Origin of the sequence: Paenibacillus sp. MMO-58, from assembly GCF_037146255.1 — a bacterium.
In the GTDB taxonomy this organism is placed as follows: Bacteria; Bacillota; Bacilli; order Paenibacillales; family Paenibacillaceae; genus Pristimantibacillus.
The window spans coordinates 189,659-207,391 of record NZ_JBBCVY010000008.1 but is presented as its reverse complement, the minus strand read 5'-3'; the positions used below and the strand labels follow the sequence as shown (position 1 = coordinate 207,391).

Sequence of the window (17,733 nt, the reverse complement as noted above, 5' to 3'; positions counted from 1 at the left end):
TGCACCCTTTTCTAGAATTGTAATATTTTTCATCATTATTTTACCATGAAAAATACAGTTGTTCTATATAGACGACAAGACTTCGATCTTGGCAGTCGAATTTAGGATTTCGTTGCCTCGCACCTCTATTCGCTAAGCAGTAACCACATAAAGACCATCTTTATTAAATTCGTATAAATGATTCTTGACGAAAGAATTACTCAAAAGGACGGACAATAATTTGATTCTAATTCATCAAATTAATATTTTACGTAATTAAATAGGAGCCCGGCCGCAGAATTAAGGGCGACTAAAAAAATAAAGCAGCCGCGTTAGCTGGCTGCTACTGTGAATGAAGTATGTAACCATTTCCATTGTCCAATCATCTGTGAAACTGCTGATGTAGTTCCCATCATAGTTAATGGACCGCACTCTGATTCAGGAACATCAAGTCTGTGAAGTAACAGTGATGCGATGTAATCAAACGGATGTTTTGTCTTGTTAACTGCATCCATCGCCACGGAGTAATAGTCGTTTACAGCATCCACAAAGATTTTTCCTGCAGATTCACCAAGAAGTTTCAATAGTTCATTGAATAGTTTATCTGCCTGTGTTTTAGGAAACAGGTTAAAGAGCGCCAATATATCCGCTCCCATAGCGGCAAGCATAAACTCGTACTGTACCCGTTCCTCGTCAATGTCTGCAAAAATATCTTCATAGTTTAGTATTTCATCTTTCATTGTAGGCCATTTTTCCTTGAGTTCATCTAAATTAGATCGTATGACAAATGTAGCCGCTGTTGAGATTGAAATTGTTGAAATTTTTCCGTCATCCTTCTTTTTTCTTTTGAAAATATTGAACAAGGGATCACCTCTTTTGCACTAATTATACCTGATTTTCAATAAAATTCTATTAGATATATCGTTGCTGATTAGTGTGCTCCGTCTACCCTATTAAAAAAATGAAACGGCCGGAAAGTCCCTTCGGACTACCGGTCGTTTCATTTAATTACTTTTGGTATAGCAGCTACAATTAAGTCCTGTTCAGTCTCAGAGATTGATCGGCTATAATTCATCTCCTCTTCACCTGCTGCTCTAATTTGCTGTACCACGAGAAACTTTAATTGCTCTATAGCTCTGTCTTTACCCATTAAGATTACTTCATTAAGTTTCATTGAAGACTGAAACATATGTCTCCTCCAACTAAACCATCATTATAGCTATATTATAACGAACGTGTGATCGCAAATTCAAGATTTTCGTCTAACTAGAGTTATGCGTTATTTAGTAGTTTTCGCAGCACAGATCGTCATACCGGTTGCTGCTTAAGTTCACGAGTTATCAGCCTTCACCATCAACGGGTTCCAATATGTCGACCTATCATCTACTTGTTTGTCCTCTATTAGCATTCCGCGCAAGGTCAGCTTCCTTTCAGTATCGTCATCTTTATTTCTATTCTTATTAATTCTACCTACACTTTCGGGAAGTAAATCATAAATTGATACATTCAAGGCCATTCCAATTTGGAATAGAGATATCAAAGAAACTTTTTGAATACCGTTTTCAATGTTTGATACAGATGGTCTTGATAAATTTATTCTTTTACTGAACTCGAGCTGTGTTAAGCCCCTAGCTAATCGGATAGTTTTAATTCTTGATCCGATATTATAGTAGAGCATTTCCTCAAGGCTCTGAGAAATCATTTCGGCCCCTCCTCTTAAATTTATGGCATCCAATTACCTTAACCTAGTTCTATGCGATACCCAGATCCAGTTGCAAGTACATATTTCAAATTGTAATCCCATAAACTGAATATAGTTCCTCTGCAGCTGACTCGAACACTCTTCCCTTATCACTACTAAAGCTTCTCATATAATAAAGGTCATGCTCATGCTGGCGATGAAAAGTTGAATAAATATATACCGCTTTTGCCTTCAAGCTCAATCGCCTGTCTATTAAGCATTTTTTTATGTCAGCATGCCAGGTAACAAATTCACTAAGGATATCCTGGTCCCTGCAGTCAAGACAACCATATAGATCTACACATTCTGCGGATTGCCACTCAGTCGAATCCGAAAGAGCTGAAAATATTACTTCCTTGCGGTCGCTTGTGAATCGTTTATAATCCTCGAAATGTGATTTACAAACCCCTGCCAAATTCATAAGAAGTACAGCTTTCGCAGACAACGATATTTTAGGGTAATGGATAAGGTCCAATGCTTCAAACAAGTATCCAAACTCTGACATATACCGTTCAGTTAGATGAAGCCTCTCTTCGACTTCCGAGATTATTACTTTATCCTCCGGATGCTGTCTTTTCTCATTAATTAGCCATAAAAAAATCTGATGATAGTTGATATGGCTAAACAAAGCATTACATAAGGAAAGTAGAGTTAAGGTAGTTACTGTGCTTTCGTCCTTCATCGACAACAGCAACTCGGAGAGTTGAAATTTAGTTTTTTGATGATGATTGTCTACAAAATCTTGAAGGAAAGTTTGGAGTGAGTAATGTGAGTATTGAAACCGCTCATGTGCTTCATTAGAAATAGGATAAAGCTGGTGCAGCAAACACAAAGAATCTCTCAAGTGTTCAAGTTCTAGTTTGGCTACATCAATCAGATTTGTATTCTTGGCGGCGACGCTCAAGATAAATGGACGCTGAGACTTTTTAAGGAAGTATTTCGCAACCATCGCTTTTGCATTTGCGATTCGTCTCATTTTCAAACCACCCTAAATATATTTGCTACGCCATTGTGACTAGCAGTACCAGTTATACCCATACGTTTGTAAGTAAATACATTGAAGAAACAAATAGTTTTGACATCTCACACCAAAATGATACTTATAAATATCAAAAACAATCTATTGGTGGTGGATTCTGCTTAATTTGCATCCCCACTCGGCACCAGAAGCAACTATGATTCATTTTTTTAGGTGTCACAATGTAGTTTTCTCACGAATGCTCGCTCCAATGTTCACGAAAAACCGTTTCCATAGTGTTGACAAGTCAAAAAAAACTTTTTATGATGGTGGTGTGGAGTGGAGTACATCCAGCAGATTGAATTTTAAGGAGGTCATTATGGAACTTCGTATAAAAATTTCAGACGCAGAATTTGCGGAAATTGAAAGTCGGTCGAAAGCAGCAGGATTCCCCACAGTTACTGCTTATGGTCGTAGTCTGCTTTTTCCCGAACACAACTACGAACCGAAGTGGGCTGAGGTAAAGGCATACATTAGCAAACTCGAACCTGACGAAGTCTTTCAAATACGCGACGCTTTGCCTAATCCCCCATCACTCTTCGGAAAATGGGCTTATGACCAACGTGCCGAGTTAGGCATTGAACCAGCCGGTAAAGACCGCCAAAACACAAATAAATGGCGTAAAATTAAAGGCTGAGCGGATTGAGGTGGTGTCAATGACAAGTGATGATTTTATTGATGCAATGAACAGTTTAAGCCTAGTAGAAAAAAGGAAATTTATAGAGTATGTAATTCAGAAATACTCCATAAAGGCGTGTGAAGGTTCGTATATTGTTAGTCACGATTGGTGGTTAAATGATAAAGACGATCGTTACGATAGGCCAGACCAAAAAACAAAGTAAAGGCATTTGAACTTGTCATATGCACAGAAATACCAATGAATTCGGGGATGACTATGGACAAAGAACTGGAAGACAACCTGGCGAATGAGTTTCCATTCATGAAAAGAGGGGACAGCTATGAGGAACAGGAGAAAAGTGGAGGAATACGGGATAAATTTGGTGCTTTCGGGTGTGAAGTTGGGGATGGCTGGTATGTAGTTTTACGCGAACTATGCCAAGAAATAACCCAGGCTTACAAAAGAGCGGGATTGCCTGTAGTAGACATTGTCGTGGATCGTGTGAAAGAGAAGTTCGGTCAACTAAGATTTTATTACCATCGGGTAGACAACGACCCTGCTATTCACTCCATCGATTCCCTTGCAGAGCTTCATAAGGAGGTTGCTATTTTAGTACGACAGTGCAGAGAGCATTCTACCACTATATGCGAAAGTTGCGGAGCACCCGGAGTATTGCGAAGGGACTTAAGGTGGGTGCAGAGCCTTTGCGATCAGTGTCATGCACCACGGAAACAAAAAATCGAGGAGTGGAGATTGAGAAAGGAGCAAAACGATGGACAAAAAATATGAAGAAGAACATGAGGAGGCATTAAGCTTTTTCTACGATGAATTTCTGTGTAATTACAGTGAGGAAGATGCAGGTGAAGTGTTCGACGGCTATGATGACTAATTGCTAGAGAGCAAAAGGATAATCTAGTACTATTTTTTTTTTTTGATGGAATGCAGAAATGAATTCACAGTTAGTCTACAACTTATTTTCGTAATGTTGGAGTTAATATTTCCACAAAATCCGCGTCAAATTAAGAACTTCAGCCTACTACTTTATTTTCCTTCGACATTAGGATTCTAAAAATAGTTTTGATGAACTATCGATCTAATTGATCGTACCAAGCTATTGATTGTAGCATATTTTGATAAATGAAAAACGAAAAAAAGACATGCTTAGTATAAGCAGGCCTTTAATTCGTAAAGGGATCAATCATTATACTGAATTACTTATCAATCAATGTCGCATCATCCACTGATAATCAATATAACAATCGACTTTATGCAATATAATACCATCTCCACATAATAAAGGCCACAAAAATACCTGGTGTTTGTATCATCTTTGTCCAATTTGTAGTCTTGACTCTTGCTTTAATCCTCTGTTCAAGATTTTCTCAAGTCGCCTCTAGTTTTTGCTCAGTGCCGGCTACTCCTTGCTGGCTACTTCTATATTTTTGTCACCTTTTACACAGGAAGCTATTGTATAATATCGAGGACCAGCATTATTAATTCTCGGCCGTGGCCGGTGTGGCAAATAGACAGCATTTTGTACATCCAAATTGTAAAAGCGATATGGCTCAGAATCGAAGCCAAACTTCCCACTGGATCGCTGAGCTATATATCCTTTAATTCTGTGAGCAAAATCCGGATCAATTCCCTCCAATATTAAAGACAACGAAGGTATGTTTGGATCAAGCACCACAATATCTTTGATCTTATATAAATACTCCATTTCTCCCCCGCTAGCCATACGAAAGGTGATATAAATTGGGGTTTTATAGCTGTTGCTATCCGGGCAAGCGTGGACTCCATGGATTTGCGTGAGATCATATGTTTTACCGGCTGCGACGGACAATACTTCTACTTCATAATAATGCATACTTTTGTCTGCCCCCAATAAAAAATTGATGTATTCGCGTATAATCCGATACTCCGGTACCGAATGTTTTCTCAAGAACTGATCTAAAATAGCAATGAGTTCAAACCACGTCATACTAGTGAATCCAGTTACTGGATCATGTAATATTCTATTTTTCGTTAATGTAATCCCCATTGCGTTTACGCCTTCATCCATTGGGAAGTGCTGCGGATCCAAATACGATATTAACTGATCCTTTATGTCGTTAACTTTAGCGGAGACTTTGATACTTTTAGCTTCAATAATCAGAATAAATTGCTTGATACGTCCCTTAAACAGTGACAGTGTTATATCACGGCGAATAGGCTTAGGACCAAATGATGTCATCTCCGCATCTACCTGCACAAAGTCTATTTCCTTTAAAGAAGGCAAATCCGGGATTTGACTACAAAAGTGAGTCAGTAGATCTGGAAATGTGGCGAATAAATAGGCAAGTCCTTTGGTTTGCTTTGTTTCGCTATCACCATCGATTAAATTGAAAAAAGAGGCGTTGTTTTGGTATAGCCGAAATGAAGTTTTCACTAAATATCTCCTCAACATTGCTGAATAGTGTTCTTAATTCGATTGTTATTATCTCTAATCCTCCATAAGCAAAGCTTCTCATGATCTTTCGTTTACTTAATCCTTATCTCGCTTCTTGTAGCTGTCCGATTAGACGCTGGACATATTTATTGTTGTACCCTTTTCTCGATTCATTGACCATATCAATAATTAAAATAGCCATTAACCCTTCAACGGTTAGCAAAAATTCAGGGTCCATCTCTTCCATGTTTGAAAGAAGCAGTTCAGCCTTGTAAATCGATCGTTTCCGAGCTGGAACTTTAACGCGCATCCAGCCTCCGGATTGCCGCGGAGTGCGTTTTTCTGGTACAGCCCAGTGCTTTTGAACAGTTGGATGTTGTGAAGTTGGCTGTTGCTGTTCTTGTGGTTTAATCAAGCACTGCTGCTCTTTTAGGTTTCGGTATACAGTTACCTGATCAATTCTCCCCCGTCGAAAGTTGAAAATAAAGTCCTCGAATATATTCGAGATAACCGAATTCAAGCTAATCTCAGTATCGATTAATTCTTGAATATCATCTACAAATGATTCCGCCCTGAGGAAATCTCGAGTCGGTAAGTACGTTGTAAGGATAAGAACTTCTTCTTCTTTTGGCCGTATATAATCGAACAGTGATTGTAACAATGTTTTATTCTCCGGAGGCTGGCCAACTGAATTTATTCGCTGACCGATCAGATCCAGTTTACTCTTTACCCCCATATTTTCACCCCCCTCTTTATAGCTGCCATAATAAGTCGGTGAACCGTTTGTCGTTTAGGAAGTTCCCACTTTAACATCAGTCTTACGATCTCATCGTGATATATCTCAATCAATTTCACGTGCATATGCTTTCCGGTGTCTTTGTATGGAATTAGGATCACCGGCTTGTCTGATGTGTAATGACCTTCCTGGTATATCAAAGTAGTTGGTTGATGATAATAGGCCTCAATAATCTGTTTATCATTCAAAGCAGCAATAATCAGTTTCGTGTTGTACTCGGATTGTTTTTTTCCCATCCCATAATCCATTGCCCACTTTCGGAGAGTGACCCATTGATCTGATGTAACTGGAAACTTTACATTGTGTATTTTATCAGACCTCTGTTTACGTTTTTTCTTTTCCTGTTCATCAGGCTTTGTTTGCGGTTCACGCTCCAAAATGGGATTCACAGTAAATATATTCGGTTTATTCAAACTACCCTCTCCCCCACTCAAAAATTCATCCCCTACCTCCATTACCGTTAGGGCCACTTTCCTAGTTTCCCAATTTCCTATTCTTAATTTATGTCTACAATGGACAAGCTATGTTTGAGGGAAGTATAAATTTTTTAGGATTGGAAATACTAAGCAATTACTAACTGTTACCTTCGGAGGTGAACTCTGTTGTTTCAAAAATCTTTGGCAAGTAAACAGACTGCAACAGCTTTTGCAAAGCGTACAGCTGACTTACAAAAGGTGTTGGGATCAAGAAAATTCAAGTCTTCGCCAGCTACACAGGAAGAAGCTGAACGTATACTTTTCAAAAAAAAATAAGTCCCAGGCTGTTATGCCCGGGGCTTATTTTTTTTCCGTTAAGATTTATCGGAATCCTCGACTTTATGTGAAGCACGTTCCTTCTGTAAGGCTGCTTCAATGTCCCTATTTTTAATTTCTGCATCTACAAGGAATTTTCTCAATTCGTCCCTTTGTTCAAAAAGGTCTCTCATCTTTGCCGTTGCTTCTGTCTGAGTTACTTCCAACTTGCCTTGATATTCCGATCGAAGAGCAAGTAGATCCCGCTCCTTCTCAAGCTTTTTACGTTCTTTAAGACGTTCCAATTCGTCTTGATGACGTTCTAATACATTCTTCAGTTGTTCTCCTTCAGCTGATTAAGAGCCCTCAAATCGCCTTCCAGTGACGCCACACGTTCATGCTACAACTTTATTTTTATGGGAGACTTAATGTTGTAAGCGACCATTTCTGACCCGAATGAGATAATCGGGTATTGTTAATTCGTAACCAAACGTCTCAAGGAAATTAGCCAGCGACTTCACATGATTTTTATAATAAGGAATCCTTTTTAAAGGGATGCTATTTTGCTGGCAAAATGCTTCTTTTAGCTCGTCCCTTACTCTATTCTTCGAGAAACTGTCCTCACCGAAAACAGGCCTGTAATGTTGTAGACCATCATATTCAACAAGAACAAACTTGTCTTTATCTCCCTCAAGATAAATGCAGTAATCAAAGCGCAGTTTCCCTTCATGTTGCAAATCTTCAAACTCCTTCTGCATCTCAAAATCCAGCCTATTTGCTTGTAATAAGTGGTACAGATCCTTTTCAGGCTTGGACATTCGATTACAATAAGAGCAACCTTTGCCCCGTAATAAATTATCAGGGGTGACGGAGTATTCAAATCTACATGCTGTATGTCGGACCAATATTACCGTACGAGAATCTACGTATTCGCCTAGGATCTCATATTCGTCTCCAAACTTTCCCTTTACTTCCCCAATAAATGATTCTGTGGTTTTCTTTTGATTGTTGGCACATACCCCACATCGATACCCTTTTAAAAAATTTCCGGGCCGAGTAGGATATTCATTGCCGCATACGTTATGTCTAATTAATACGGGGGTATCTGAATTTATATACTCACCCAAAACTGTGTAATGGTCACCCACTAATTGAAAAACTTCCTTTTTAAACATTTCATTATTCTTTTTAATTTTGCCGTTGCATGCAGGACACCTAGTCCCACGAAGGAAGCTATCCGGAACGATGCTATACTGGTAACCGCAGATCATATGCTGGATCTCAATCTTGGTACGGGCATTTTTATATTCACCCTGCACCCGATACTCTTCTCCTACGAGCTGCCGAACTTCTTTTATAAAACCCTCTGTAGTTTTCTTGGTCTTACCAAAGCAAGAAGGACAGCGTGTGCCGTTAAAAAAATGTCCTGGAGTGACTTTATATTCATGGCCGCAGGTGTTGTGTTTGATCACAAATTTTTCTTTACTCCCCTTATAACGACTCACTAAACTGTATTCATTACCTGCCAGTTCATAAACCTCTTGGACGATTTGCTCATGTGTTTTTCGGGGAGTTTCACTACGAGCATTTATACCACAGGGAATACAGCGAGCTCCATTAACAAAATTCATTGGTGTAGTGAAATATTTGTGGCCACATGGATTATGATTAAACTCAATTTTTTTACTGCGGCCGTTATATATCCCAAGGACTGAATACTCCTCCCCCACCAGTGATCGAATCTCTGAACAAAATTCATTATGCGTCAACTTAGGAGCCTTGCTACAACGGGGACAACGTGTTCCTCGAAGGAAATTACTTAAAAGAACATTATAGGTATGTCCACAAATATTATGAGTTACCGTTATCTTGTCCTTGCTCATTACAAAGGATATGGACGGTTCATGAAAAACATATTCATTACCAACCAAATCATTAATTTCTTTTCTTACTTGCTCTACTGTTCGTGTACGCGACAGACGCGCGCATCTAGGGCAACGTTCACCTCTTAAAAAGCCTGAAGGATTAGATAAGTAGTCATTCCCACAAGGGACATGCTTCATTTTTACCTTTGTGTCTACCCCTTCGTATGGTGAAAGGATCTCATATTCATCTCCCACCAACCCTCTTACTCGCTCTTCAAACTCTCTACGAGCCTCATCCCGTTTTAACGGACAATTCGGGCAACGCTGCCCTCGCATAAAGCTGTTAGGGGTCATATGAAAATCATTTCCGCAAGCTAAGTGCTTCATATGTACCTTAGCTGAAGCCTTTTTATACTCACCCAGAACTTTATATTCGTCATTGACCAGATCTTTCACGATCTTTTTATACTCATCCGTTGTCCTGTATTTTCCAGAGCAATAAGGGCAACGATTACCACTTAAAAAATGTGCCGGCGTAACCTCATAAGTGCGCCCGCATGTAGTATGGCGCATGCCAATCTTGGCTAAGGCATAAACGTATTCTCCGACTACTTCATACTCATCTCCAATAAGAATACGGACATCGCTCTTAAATTGTTCGGTCGTTTTTTTTCGAGATGACACACTATTCACTCCATGATTTTTTTCCTTCACAATGCATCGACTTAATGTACCGGTGCCATGAATTGATTTACAAACTCTGTTGCTAGCTCCCGATCCGTCATTAATATCCCAATGTAGGTATCAAAGAATGCTTGGACTATTTCAGTCTCCCAATGAACTAATGACAGCTGCTGTATTGTTTGATTAACGGTTTCATCAAATTGTTCCAACGATTGATCATTCGGATTAAGTTGTACGATTAGCTCCCCGAAGACAACAATCACTCTTTGGATCAATGTCTTATGTATTAGCATTGTTTCATATGTAATAATGACACATTCTCCCCTTCTATGGTTTTATGTGAGATGACTTTCAGATAAGAATAAAACTACATATTCTAAGAGTCAATCGATAATTGTGTATAATATGACAATTGGAATTTAACAAAATCAAAAACGCCCCTCACACTTTGTGCAAGGGGGACCGGTCCAACCAAATCTCTCATATCCGCTTAATTTTCTTTAAATTCAGAGGAATCTATCAAATTCTTCATTCATAATTCATTCTTTATCAAAAATCCATGGTTGTATTTCTTTACTTTCATACTCTCTAACTACGATAAGAACGTTTAAAACTAAAATTAGAAGCCCCATCCACACAAATACATCAAATCCTTTTAAATACGAGCAAACAATACCAAATAAAGCAAGTAAGCTCGTTACTATGACGAAAATCCATCTCTTCAAGTTCAAAATTGAAACCTCCCTCTTCATTTTGCTTCCTTAGAGTCTTTAATCCGGTCTATCTCTTTCTTTCCATCCTGTATACCATAAAATTCATTTATCTTCCCAAGTGGAGTAATTCTCGTTTTAGTTGCGATATGAAATAAATAAAATCGGCTTGTATCTGGATTAAATCTGATTTCAAATCCGCGATATCTTTTAGCCATTCCTGTACGCTCCCTATTCATTGAATTACTTAGCCGATTCGGTACATTAGACTGCAGTTTCATTCTGATTTTCGACTAACTCATTATAAGCAACGACCTTGTTCTTACCAGAATTTTTTGCCTTGTACATGGCTGCATCCGCTTCAGAGATAAGTTTATCCGTAGCCCCCTCTTCACCGGCTACTACATAACCAATACTTGCTGTAACAACAGTTTCATTCTCGATCCGTGCGCGTATTCTCTCCGTCAACTCGGACATATTTACTTCAGGTTCTTCTACAATAAGAACAATTTCTTCTCCACCGTATCTGCCGGCAATTCCCACTTCTTCTGCTTCCTCTATTAAAATGGATGCAACTGATTTTAGTGCTTTATCACCCTCTTCATGTCCAAAGGTATCATTAAGGCGTTTGAAGTTATCGAGATCAATAAATACGATAGATATCGGAGCTTTTTTACTAATCTTAAACGCCATTGTCGTATTGATATAATAAGGGTTATGCAATCCTGTTAGGGCATCGTGAGTTGAGTTATGGTAGATATCCTCCAGGATTTCAATAACACGATCAAACAAGATGATAAACAATGTAACGTACCAACCAATTCGCATTAGATTATCTAAAGCATTAAGGCCGGCTAGCGGACCAAAAAACTGATTTCCTAAATGGGCTACAGAAGATAAGGTATAAAACACAATACCAGCCAGGAACTTTTTATTGCCAGCAGTCAGTGGATATACCATAATAACGGACATCGCGGTCAAGGCAAGCAGGTACAGGCTACCAGCAACAGGGATAATGGGTAACAGCACTGCTGCTACTAGAAAGGTAATAGATAGTCTTTTGAAGCGCTTAGAAGTCTCTTCATACATCTGATAGATGCCCATATTCGCTCCGATAAAAAAGGCTGAGTAGAATAAGATCCGGAAATACTCCGACATTGTTCCCGCTCCAGCCTGCATAAATCCAGTAATTAGTACGATGATCTGCTCCAAAAGCATGATGCCTATTACTACAGTAAGCGTGAAATACGCTCGTTTCTTACGATGGATTAGCAGTCTTGATGTTTGTAGCAACAGAAGAATAAGGACAAGAATACTTAATGAAGAGTAATACACTTCACCTTGTGATTCGGTAAATAATTGAGTCATTACAATTTCTCCTTATTTATAACTACCCAAGAGTTATCGTTTGCTATTTGAATTCCACGAAGATAATAAATGACTTTAGATATATGATCGGAATTAAATCGTTTATTCGATACAAATTGAAGCAAGTACTGATCCAATTGAGCTAGCGTAAGTACCGGGACTGATGGGTTTCCAACTACTATTTCAATATAAGGATTAACAAAGAGAACGACTCCTTGAACCCATACATTAATCCCAAGTGATTGTAGCTTTCTCGATAAAACAAAAGTTTTCAGTTTAACTTCCTTGATGGGATTTAACATTTCTTTATGGGAATCCCGCTTCATATGAAACCACTTACGTTCTCTTTCATTTCCAACTATGCGACCCGATCGATTCTTCTTCACAATGACAAATACACCATTATCTCGGACAATGACCTCATCAATTATGACTGTCAAATCCTCGTTTTTAACTGAAATATTGAAGAAAGATTCATAGGTTATAGAGACATTATCTTCTTTCTTGCGATAATCTATTGGCTTATGGGGTACTTCAATCATTGAAGCAACCTCAAGAAATAGTGAACCTTTTCTTCTTAACAGTCTTACCGTAATGAATGCAGCCAGGATGCCAGTTATGCATAGTGCTGATATGACACACAGCATTACTGAGACGGACATATAAACGATCCTTTCATAAAGAAATTATTATGTTTGCCGCATCGAAACGCTTAATCCATAGAAAATTGGTCCTCCAGCCACTCCTGGAGAGTCTGATTGTTTGCTGCTGCTTTTTCGATAAGCTTTAATTTCATCTTATCTGCTATATAAAATGTTATCGGTGCCAACCCTGTATCAATTAATGTTCCATCGTATTTATTTACGATTTCTCCGGTGCGAATAAACATCTTTAATTTATCAATAAGATCCGGATGAGTAGATGGTAGGACGTCAAGCAATACACACTTCTTTACCTCTACAACTATTTGATCAGCAGTTGTAATACGCATGTTCTTCGGGCCGGCTTGCTGGAATAACTCTTCAATTATGCTGTAGATAATGGAGTCTAACGTTGGGGGAAGCGGGAATATGAATTTTGCATATCCGTAGCTTGTAATGGCCTTCTTATCGGATATATGTTGTTTAGGAAGCCATCCCGCTTCTATTGCGTTCTCATAAGACAAAATTTCATTATGAGCCAGCTGCAGCGTGATCTCCTTTTTCTTGCTACTTATCTTTTTCATTCTTACGATCCGTCCAAGTTTCCCGTCCTTTTCGAAGAGTTGGAATAGATAGGCTCCTGTTGCTTTATCATAAATCGTGTCATACTTACCGCTATCCGGATTGTCAGATACATACTTCACGAGATCCGCTTCTTTAATGAAATATGTCTTCTTACCTCGCAGTTCCCCTTCGGAATGCGGTAACCCTTCTCGTATTAATTTATGTATGAATGTTGTCGAACGGCCGATTCGCTTGGCTGCTTCTGCTGATGTAAGGTCTTCACGTGTATAGAAGGGCTTAATGCGTTCAACATCTGATTGTAAATAAACGTATCCTCCATCCCCTCTATAGGTGAGGGCGTTTACTGGCACCAATTTTTTATTATCATCCGGGTGGTCCTTTAATTTATTTAAAGCCGTAACTGAGATTTTCAGTACTTTTGCTGCTTCTTTTGCTTTTATATATTGCATGATCCCTAACCTTTCGTTTGTAGTTTCGACTGAATCGGTATCTATATTGACCTTCCTGGTCTATCCATTGACTACTTTCTTTCATTTTCAGCTTACCATTTAGAGCATCCATATTCATTTGAAAATAGGAATAAAGGGTATTTGTCCGATCAAACCAATAACTTCGCACCCGCTTCATAGGATAACCGATAAAAATATGATTTTCACGGGAAATTTTAAAATTCCAGTCCATGAAATTCTCTGTTTCTTGCTGCCATTCAGCTCCGGCAACATTTCGAACGAACACTTCGCCAAGGTAAATACCATAAGACATGATTGTTGACAGCATGGGTTCATGCCCAAGCGGATATACCCCATTAAGTGCCGCGTCTATTTTTCTCAGGCTATCCGGTGTAAAGTCGACATGAACATCTAATGTATTCCCATGATAGTTGCTAAAACTGGCGATGCTTGTATAAATTCTTGAAGTTTGCTCATCTTAATATTCTCCTTATCGATAGAGTGAAAATAGATTCTAATATACTTGTTTTACTTTTAAAGGAGGGTTAATGAAGGTCTCGGCAACATCTCAACTGGTATAATGTGACCGATAACAGCATTGGATTTATTAAGAGCGATATGCGTATGATTTAGGACAATCCATTTCTCAATTCTTTTCCATTGCTTAGAAGCTCCAGCTCCAGTGACTTTGTTACTTCTTAGGAAACTGATCTTCAAATAATCATTTCTGATGCTACCCGCTGCCTTCCTTTTCATTTGGTTTTCCATTGATAAGCATCCCCTTTATAAATCAATTCACTTGTGCTAGATAACCATTCACATACACTATTTGCTACAACATAGCGAAGAGACCAGAAATGCTAACATACTACTCGTCACTAACAACCATCTTCTCAAAAATGAATTCATGTATATATACTAATATATATACATGAATTCATTATAGCATACGTTCATTTCAATTCACACATTGACCGGTTTTATTAATTTTGTTCGATAGCATACGTTTTTACGAAATCACAATTTCATATTCTTTTAAATTTGAATCTTTATTGGAACAAAACTAATAATCTATTATTTTTTTTTGAGTTTATCTTACCCAATTTTTCATACCCATTATGAGATTCGAACACTTGTTTGATATAATTGTATCTAGGTAATCTTTACTGAAAGGAGTCTTACTTTTGAATAATACTATCATTACCAATTGGATGACGAATAATAGCTATAGTCTAGATAACCTTTCAAAAAATAAAGAACGCTTAGAAGTACTATTAAACAATGAACATTACGATCTCATACATTCCTATATCATACGTACAGAAAATGATGCTGGAGATTACGACTACTCCTCCCTCTCTAATATTGGAATGTTATATTTGTATCTCCATAAAGTTGGAACTAACCGAGTGGATAATACAAAAAAAGAATATGCCCGCGAGATCATGCAATTTTTCAATAAGATACACTCTAATGGTGTATCAGACATCCGATTGTTGAAACGCAGCCAGGTAGAAGGATATCGGTCTTGGCTCATTCAAGAATATACGAAAACAACAACACAGGCGAAGAAGATCACTATCGTCAGCAGCTTCCTATCCTGGTGCTATGAAGAAAAATACCTGCGAAGGGATTTAAGACGAGCGCTGGTAAATGTAAAAGTGGAAAGAGAGCAGATCCCGGAGAGGGAGATCGATCATTCATCTTTTCAAGCTGCAATTAAGTATTACGAACATGATCCCAAATTCAAAGGATTAATCTTACTGATCTCGAGTACCGGTCTAAGACTAAATGAGGTTATCACCCCAGACTGGAAAGACCTTTATTTTGATTCTGTACGATCAAAATACTATTTAAGGACAATAACGAAGCGGGGCCATGAGCGACACGCACATATTAAGGAATATGTTCTAAAGGAAATCATTGAATATCGTCGACGCCTTGGCTTAAACGTTTCGATTGATCCAACCGACGAATCCCCCTTCTATCCGAATCGAACCGGCAAGCGCTACTTACTGACTAGCCTCTCGGCTATCGTGACGAAGAAGTTAGCCAAAGCCCAAGTAGTAACAATACAAAACAATAAAGTGACCGCTCACTACTTCCGTCACTTCTTTGCTCGGACTGCTTTTAACAGCGGTGCACCAACAGACCGCATTTCGAAAACGTTAGGACATAGCTCAAGCAAAATCACTGAAGAGAATTATCTTCACCGTGAGCTCAAAAAGGAACATGATGTTAGTGATTTTGTTGATCTAAACGAAATACTGCAATCTAAACCATAAGTCAGGAGATCGATATTTTGACGTGTTTCTTCATTATAATGGCGCTCATCTTTGGATACATAATTAGCCTACCATTGAATGCATTAGCAACGAGATTATGTGCTGCTGCAGATGATGTTATCCCGCTTCACATTATGAGATATATAGCGCCTTTAGTTTCAATCGCTTGCCTTGGAGCGGGTATCCTCTCTACATCTCCTGCCTCATGGGGAATGACTATACCATTTGTTCTTCTTCTTATATTGGTGACATTTTGCGATATACGGTTCAAATTAATACCTGATAAAGTAATACTACCCGGTATCGCTGTAGCCATTGTAGTTCAAATATTTTTCAATGCTCTACCGGTCTGGAATTATTTCCTTGCCGCCCTCTTTTCAGGAGGTATTTTCTACTTCATAGCCCTTTTAACGACACGTAAAAACCAGGCACCTTCCGTCGGTGGAGGCGATATTAAATTCCTATTTCTTATCGGACTTATTTTAGGGATTAAACTCACCTTTATTGCTTTTATTTTCTTAAGCTTTTTAGGTACATTATTCGGTCTCTATCTCTTGCTTTTCAGAAGAGTTAAAGGAATGGTTATACCTTTTGGACCGTTTATTGCTGCCGGTTCATTAATCAGTTATTTGTGGGGTGAAGATTGGACTAGACTCTTTCTCCAGAATCTTTTGCTTTAAGGGTTAAGGGAAATTCACAATAATATGGATGTGATTGTAATAATGGAAAACGGCAACCGATCGTGGCTGCCGTTTTGTTTGTTGTGTCTTGAGTAAATAAAGTATTAGACCGTGAAATGTCGGATGACAAGAACTTGATGTCATAAATGACAAGAACTTTATCTCATTACCATACCTTCCCCATTTTGTTTCAAATACTTCGCAAAAATCCGATTCTGGTGCAATTGATGTTGCTGGCGTTGCGGTAGGCTTCGCTGTAGTTTTAGGCGTAGCTATCGGACTTGGCGTAGAACTCGGAGAAGGCGATTCAGGTGCAGCGGACTCTTCAACGTCAGCCGAAGGTGTTGGTACGACTGTCTCTTGAGCCTCTTTATTCGCAGTAGCTGTCTGTGCTGTTTCAGTATCCGGCAACAACATACCACCCACTACTAGTAACACAAATGCCGCAGAAGCTGGCTCGCCTTCTGGTTGCCATGGCACGTGCAAAGGCAATAAGAATAGCGATTGCAACATGGTTATCCTCGTTCCATGCATCCACATGCTGTATAGAGTAAACCACATAAATTAACCAGCAAACCATTATCAAGTAACCAATTTTCAGCGCCATCCTGTAGTATACCCTCCTTTTACTTAGAAAGGATCCCCATTATATTGACGCCCACATGCACTTTGCCGTAATCTGCCCTTTAGTTCAACAAAAACAGCAGCCGATCATATGCCGGTTGGTGTCGTAGGGGCGACTCGGCTTTTGTTTCATCCGTTTCAACCACTGGTTGTAAGACTGCTAGAGTAATTTGGTCAGCCATCGAGTCAACTGCAGCAGACTGTGATCAACCTTCGTTTTCAGTTTCACGAGTAATAGAAAGCAAAAAGAGATAAGCACGATCCAGACCTGTTTATGAACAGCACGATCGCTTTGTTAATGCAACGCTAGTGAACCGCAATGAACTTTGCGGCATTCCGCAATTATATTTTCGGTTACAATTTTGTTTATTTAATGTATATTTTTGGAATGCAAGAAACATATTTAATAATCTGTTAAAATTATTGCTTGTTAACAAGAGGGAATATTGTCGAAAATAATGTGCTTGCACCTGTCTCCGTAGAAGTTTCTGGCCACTGGGCAGAATAAAATTTAGTAAATTGGGTCTTTC

At 38.8% G+C, this 17,733-nt stretch carries 23 protein-coding genes; 6 read left to right on the top strand and 17 right to left on the bottom strand.

What is annotated here, in order from left to right:
* Positions 1–311 precede the first annotated feature (311 nt).
* From WFJ73_RS22995 to WFJ73_RS22980, 4 genes are all read right to left on the bottom strand, one after another.
* Positions 312–842 carry a hypothetical protein gene (locus tag WFJ73_RS22995; RefSeq protein ID WP_336775294.1) on the bottom strand — a complete coding sequence of 177 codons (531 nt, stop codon included), beginning with the start codon at positions 840–842 and terminating at the stop codon, positions 312–314.
* A gap of 137 nt (positions 843–979) precedes the next feature.
* Positions 980–1,168 (bottom strand): hypothetical protein, encoded by a 189-nt coding sequence (locus WFJ73_RS22990; RefSeq protein WP_336775293.1) that lies wholly within the window; start codon positions 1,166–1,168, stop codon positions 980–982.
* 141 nt (positions 1,169–1,309) lie between these two features.
* Positions 1,310–1,681, bottom strand: a complete 372-nt coding sequence (locus WFJ73_RS22985; protein WP_336775292.1) for a helix-turn-helix domain-containing protein — start codon at positions 1,679–1,681, stop codon at positions 1,310–1,312.
* An 85-nt stretch (positions 1,682–1,766) separates the two neighbouring features.
* Complete coding sequence (locus WFJ73_RS22980; RefSeq protein WP_336775291.1) at positions 1,767–2,696, bottom strand: hypothetical protein; 930 nt, start codon at positions 2,694–2,696, stop codon at positions 1,767–1,769.
* Positions 2,697–3,057: 361 nt separating this feature from the next.
* On the opposite strand from WFJ73_RS22980, the gene WFJ73_RS22975 reads away from it, so the two are divergent.
* Genes WFJ73_RS22975 through WFJ73_RS22965 form a run of 3 tightly spaced genes read left to right on the top strand, consistent with a single transcriptional unit; the run spans position 3,058 to position 4,146 of the window.
* The gene (locus tag WFJ73_RS22975) at positions 3,058–3,375 is read left to right on the top strand and encodes a hypothetical protein (RefSeq protein ID WP_336775290.1); all 318 of its coding nucleotides are present in this window, start codon (positions 3,058–3,060) and stop codon (positions 3,373–3,375) included.
* Between the two features lie 19 nt (positions 3,376–3,394).
* Positions 3,395–3,580, top strand: a complete 186-nt coding sequence (locus WFJ73_RS22970) for a hypothetical protein (protein WP_336775289.1) — start codon at positions 3,395–3,397, stop codon at positions 3,578–3,580.
* Positions 3,581–3,633: 53 nt separating this feature from the next.
* On the top strand, positions 3,634–4,146 hold the full coding sequence (locus tag WFJ73_RS22965) for a hypothetical protein (RefSeq protein WP_336775288.1): 513 nt from the start codon (positions 3,634–3,636) through the stop codon (positions 4,144–4,146).
* Positions 4,147–4,771: 625 nt separating this feature from the next.
* Here the strand turns inward: WFJ73_RS22965 and WFJ73_RS22960 are convergent.
* From WFJ73_RS22960 to WFJ73_RS22950, 3 genes are all read right to left on the bottom strand, one after another.
* Positions 4,772–5,785, bottom strand: coding sequence for a hypothetical protein (locus WFJ73_RS22960; protein WP_336775287.1), 1,014 nt, complete (start codon positions 5,783–5,785; stop codon positions 4,772–4,774).
* 103 nt (positions 5,786–5,888) lie between these two features.
* Positions 5,889–6,521: a hypothetical protein gene (locus WFJ73_RS22955; RefSeq protein WP_336775286.1), complete on the bottom strand. Its 633-nt coding sequence runs from the start codon at positions 6,519–6,521 to the stop codon at positions 5,889–5,891.
* Complete coding sequence (locus tag WFJ73_RS22950; protein WP_336775285.1) at positions 6,512–7,036, bottom strand: hypothetical protein; 525 nt, start codon at positions 7,034–7,036, stop codon at positions 6,512–6,514. Before WFJ73_RS22950 ends, WFJ73_RS22955 begins: the two co-directional genes overlap by 10 nt.
* Positions 7,037–7,183: 147 nt before the next feature.
* Between WFJ73_RS22950 and WFJ73_RS22945 the strand changes: the two genes are divergently transcribed.
* Positions 7,184–7,333, top strand: a complete 150-nt coding sequence (locus WFJ73_RS22945) for a hypothetical protein (RefSeq protein ID WP_336775284.1) — start codon at positions 7,184–7,186, stop codon at positions 7,331–7,333.
* 38 nt (positions 7,334–7,371) lie between these two features.
* Here the strand turns inward: WFJ73_RS22945 and WFJ73_RS22940 are convergent, their stop codons facing one another.
* The 9 genes from WFJ73_RS22940 to WFJ73_RS22900 form a co-directional block, all read right to left on the bottom strand.
* On the bottom strand, positions 7,372–7,617 hold the full coding sequence (locus WFJ73_RS22940; protein WP_336775283.1) for a hypothetical protein: 246 nt from the start codon (positions 7,615–7,617) through the stop codon (positions 7,372–7,374).
* 120 nt (positions 7,618–7,737) lie between these two features.
* A complete protein-coding gene (locus tag WFJ73_RS22935) occupies positions 7,738–9,861 on the bottom strand; it encodes a hypothetical protein (RefSeq protein WP_336775282.1) in 2,124 nt (707 codons plus the stop codon).
* Positions 9,862–10,400: 539 nt separating this feature from the next.
* Positions 10,401–10,592 (bottom strand): hypothetical protein, encoded by a 192-nt coding sequence (locus WFJ73_RS22930; RefSeq protein WP_336775281.1) that lies wholly within the window; start codon positions 10,590–10,592, stop codon positions 10,401–10,403.
* A 17-nt stretch (positions 10,593–10,609) separates the two neighbouring features.
* A complete protein-coding gene (locus WFJ73_RS22925) occupies positions 10,610–10,789 on the bottom strand; it encodes a hypothetical protein (RefSeq protein WP_336775280.1) in 180 nt (59 codons plus the stop codon).
* 46 nt (positions 10,790–10,835) lie between these two features.
* A complete protein-coding gene (locus WFJ73_RS22920) occupies positions 10,836–11,939 on the bottom strand; it encodes a GGDEF domain-containing protein (protein WP_336775279.1) in 1,104 nt (367 codons plus the stop codon).
* Positions 11,939–12,601 carry a nuclease-related domain-containing protein gene (locus tag WFJ73_RS22915; protein WP_336775278.1) on the bottom strand — a complete coding sequence of 221 codons (663 nt, stop codon included), beginning with the start codon at positions 12,599–12,601 and terminating at the stop codon, positions 11,939–11,941. The genes WFJ73_RS22920 and WFJ73_RS22915 overlap by 1 nt, the downstream gene beginning before the upstream one ends.
* A 50-nt stretch (positions 12,602–12,651) precedes the next feature.
* Positions 12,652–13,614 (bottom strand): helix-turn-helix domain-containing protein, encoded by a 963-nt coding sequence (locus WFJ73_RS22910; RefSeq protein ID WP_336775277.1) that lies wholly within the window; start codon positions 13,612–13,614, stop codon positions 12,652–12,654.
* Positions 13,550–13,942, bottom strand: a complete 393-nt coding sequence (locus tag WFJ73_RS22905; protein ID WP_336775276.1) for a hypothetical protein — start codon at positions 13,940–13,942, stop codon at positions 13,550–13,552. Before WFJ73_RS22905 ends, WFJ73_RS22910 begins: the two co-directional genes overlap by 65 nt.
* A 206-nt stretch (positions 13,943–14,148) precedes the next feature.
* Complete coding sequence (locus tag WFJ73_RS22900; protein ID WP_336775275.1) at positions 14,149–14,382, bottom strand: hypothetical protein; 234 nt, start codon at positions 14,380–14,382, stop codon at positions 14,149–14,151.
* A 416-nt stretch (positions 14,383–14,798) separates the two neighbouring features.
* Between WFJ73_RS22900 and WFJ73_RS22895 the strand changes: the two genes are divergently transcribed.
* Together WFJ73_RS22895 and WFJ73_RS22890 are read left to right on the top strand one after the other, a co-directional pair.
* A complete protein-coding gene (locus WFJ73_RS22895; RefSeq protein WP_336775274.1) occupies positions 14,799–15,899 on the top strand; it encodes a tyrosine-type recombinase/integrase in 1,101 nt (366 codons plus the stop codon).
* A 17-nt stretch (positions 15,900–15,916) separates the two neighbouring features.
* A complete protein-coding gene (locus WFJ73_RS22890) occupies positions 15,917–16,579 on the top strand; it encodes a prepilin peptidase (RefSeq protein WP_336775273.1) in 663 nt (220 codons plus the stop codon).
* A 3-nt stretch (positions 16,580–16,582) separates the two neighbouring features.
* Here the strand turns inward: WFJ73_RS22890 and WFJ73_RS22885 are convergent, their stop codons facing one another.
* Complete coding sequence (locus tag WFJ73_RS22885) at positions 16,583–17,092, bottom strand: hypothetical protein (RefSeq protein ID WP_336775272.1); 510 nt, start codon at positions 17,090–17,092, stop codon at positions 16,583–16,585.
* Positions 17,093–17,733: the final 641 nt, after the last annotated feature.

Excerpts from the sequence above, each read along its gene's own strand:
- WFJ73_RS22905 (WP_336775276.1), bottom strand. The coding sequence starts at position 13,942 with ATGCTGTCAACAATCATGTCTTATGGTATTTACCTTGGCGAAGTGTTC.
- WFJ73_RS22925 (WP_336775280.1), bottom strand. The coding sequence starts at position 10,789 with ATGGCTAAAAGATATCGCGGATTTGAAATCAGATTTAATCCAGATACA.
- WFJ73_RS22965 (WP_336775288.1), top strand. The coding sequence starts at position 3,634 with ATGGACAAAGAACTGGAAGACAACCTGGCGAATGAGTTTCCATTCATG.
- WFJ73_RS22970 (WP_336775289.1), top strand. The coding sequence starts at position 3,395 with ATGACAAGTGATGATTTTATTGATGCAATGAACAGTTTAAGCCTAGTA.
- WFJ73_RS22900 (WP_336775275.1), bottom strand. The coding sequence starts at position 14,382 with ATGGAAAACCAAATGAAAAGGAAGGCAGCGGGTAGCATCAGAAATGAT.
- WFJ73_RS22990 (WP_336775293.1), bottom strand. The coding sequence starts at position 1,168 with ATGTTTCAGTCTTCAATGAAACTTAATGAAGTAATCTTAATGGGTAAA.
- WFJ73_RS22985 (WP_336775292.1), bottom strand. The coding sequence starts at position 1,681 with ATGATTTCTCAGAGCCTTGAGGAAATGCTCTACTATAATATCGGATCA.
- WFJ73_RS22920 (WP_336775279.1), bottom strand. The coding sequence starts at position 11,939 with ATGACTCAATTATTTACCGAATCACAAGGTGAAGTGTATTACTCTTCA.
- WFJ73_RS22910 (WP_336775277.1), bottom strand. The coding sequence starts at position 13,614 with ATGCAATATATAAAAGCAAAAGAAGCAGCAAAAGTACTGAAAATCTCA.
- WFJ73_RS22950 (WP_336775285.1), bottom strand. The coding sequence starts at position 7,036 with ATGGAGGTAGGGGATGAATTTTTGAGTGGGGGAGAGGGTAGTTTGAAT.
- WFJ73_RS22955 (WP_336775286.1), bottom strand. The coding sequence starts at position 6,521 with ATGGGGGTAAAGAGTAAACTGGATCTGATCGGTCAGCGAATAAATTCA.
- WFJ73_RS22885 (WP_336775272.1), bottom strand. The coding sequence starts at position 17,092 with ATGTTGCAATCGCTATTCTTATTGCCTTTGCACGTGCCATGGCAACCA.
- WFJ73_RS22975 (WP_336775290.1), top strand. The coding sequence starts at position 3,058 with ATGGAACTTCGTATAAAAATTTCAGACGCAGAATTTGCGGAAATTGAA.
- WFJ73_RS22915 (WP_336775278.1), bottom strand. The coding sequence starts at position 12,601 with ATGTCCGTCTCAGTAATGCTGTGTGTCATATCAGCACTATGCATAACT.
- WFJ73_RS22980 (WP_336775291.1), bottom strand. The coding sequence starts at position 2,696 with ATGAGACGAATCGCAAATGCAAAAGCGATGGTTGCGAAATACTTCCTT.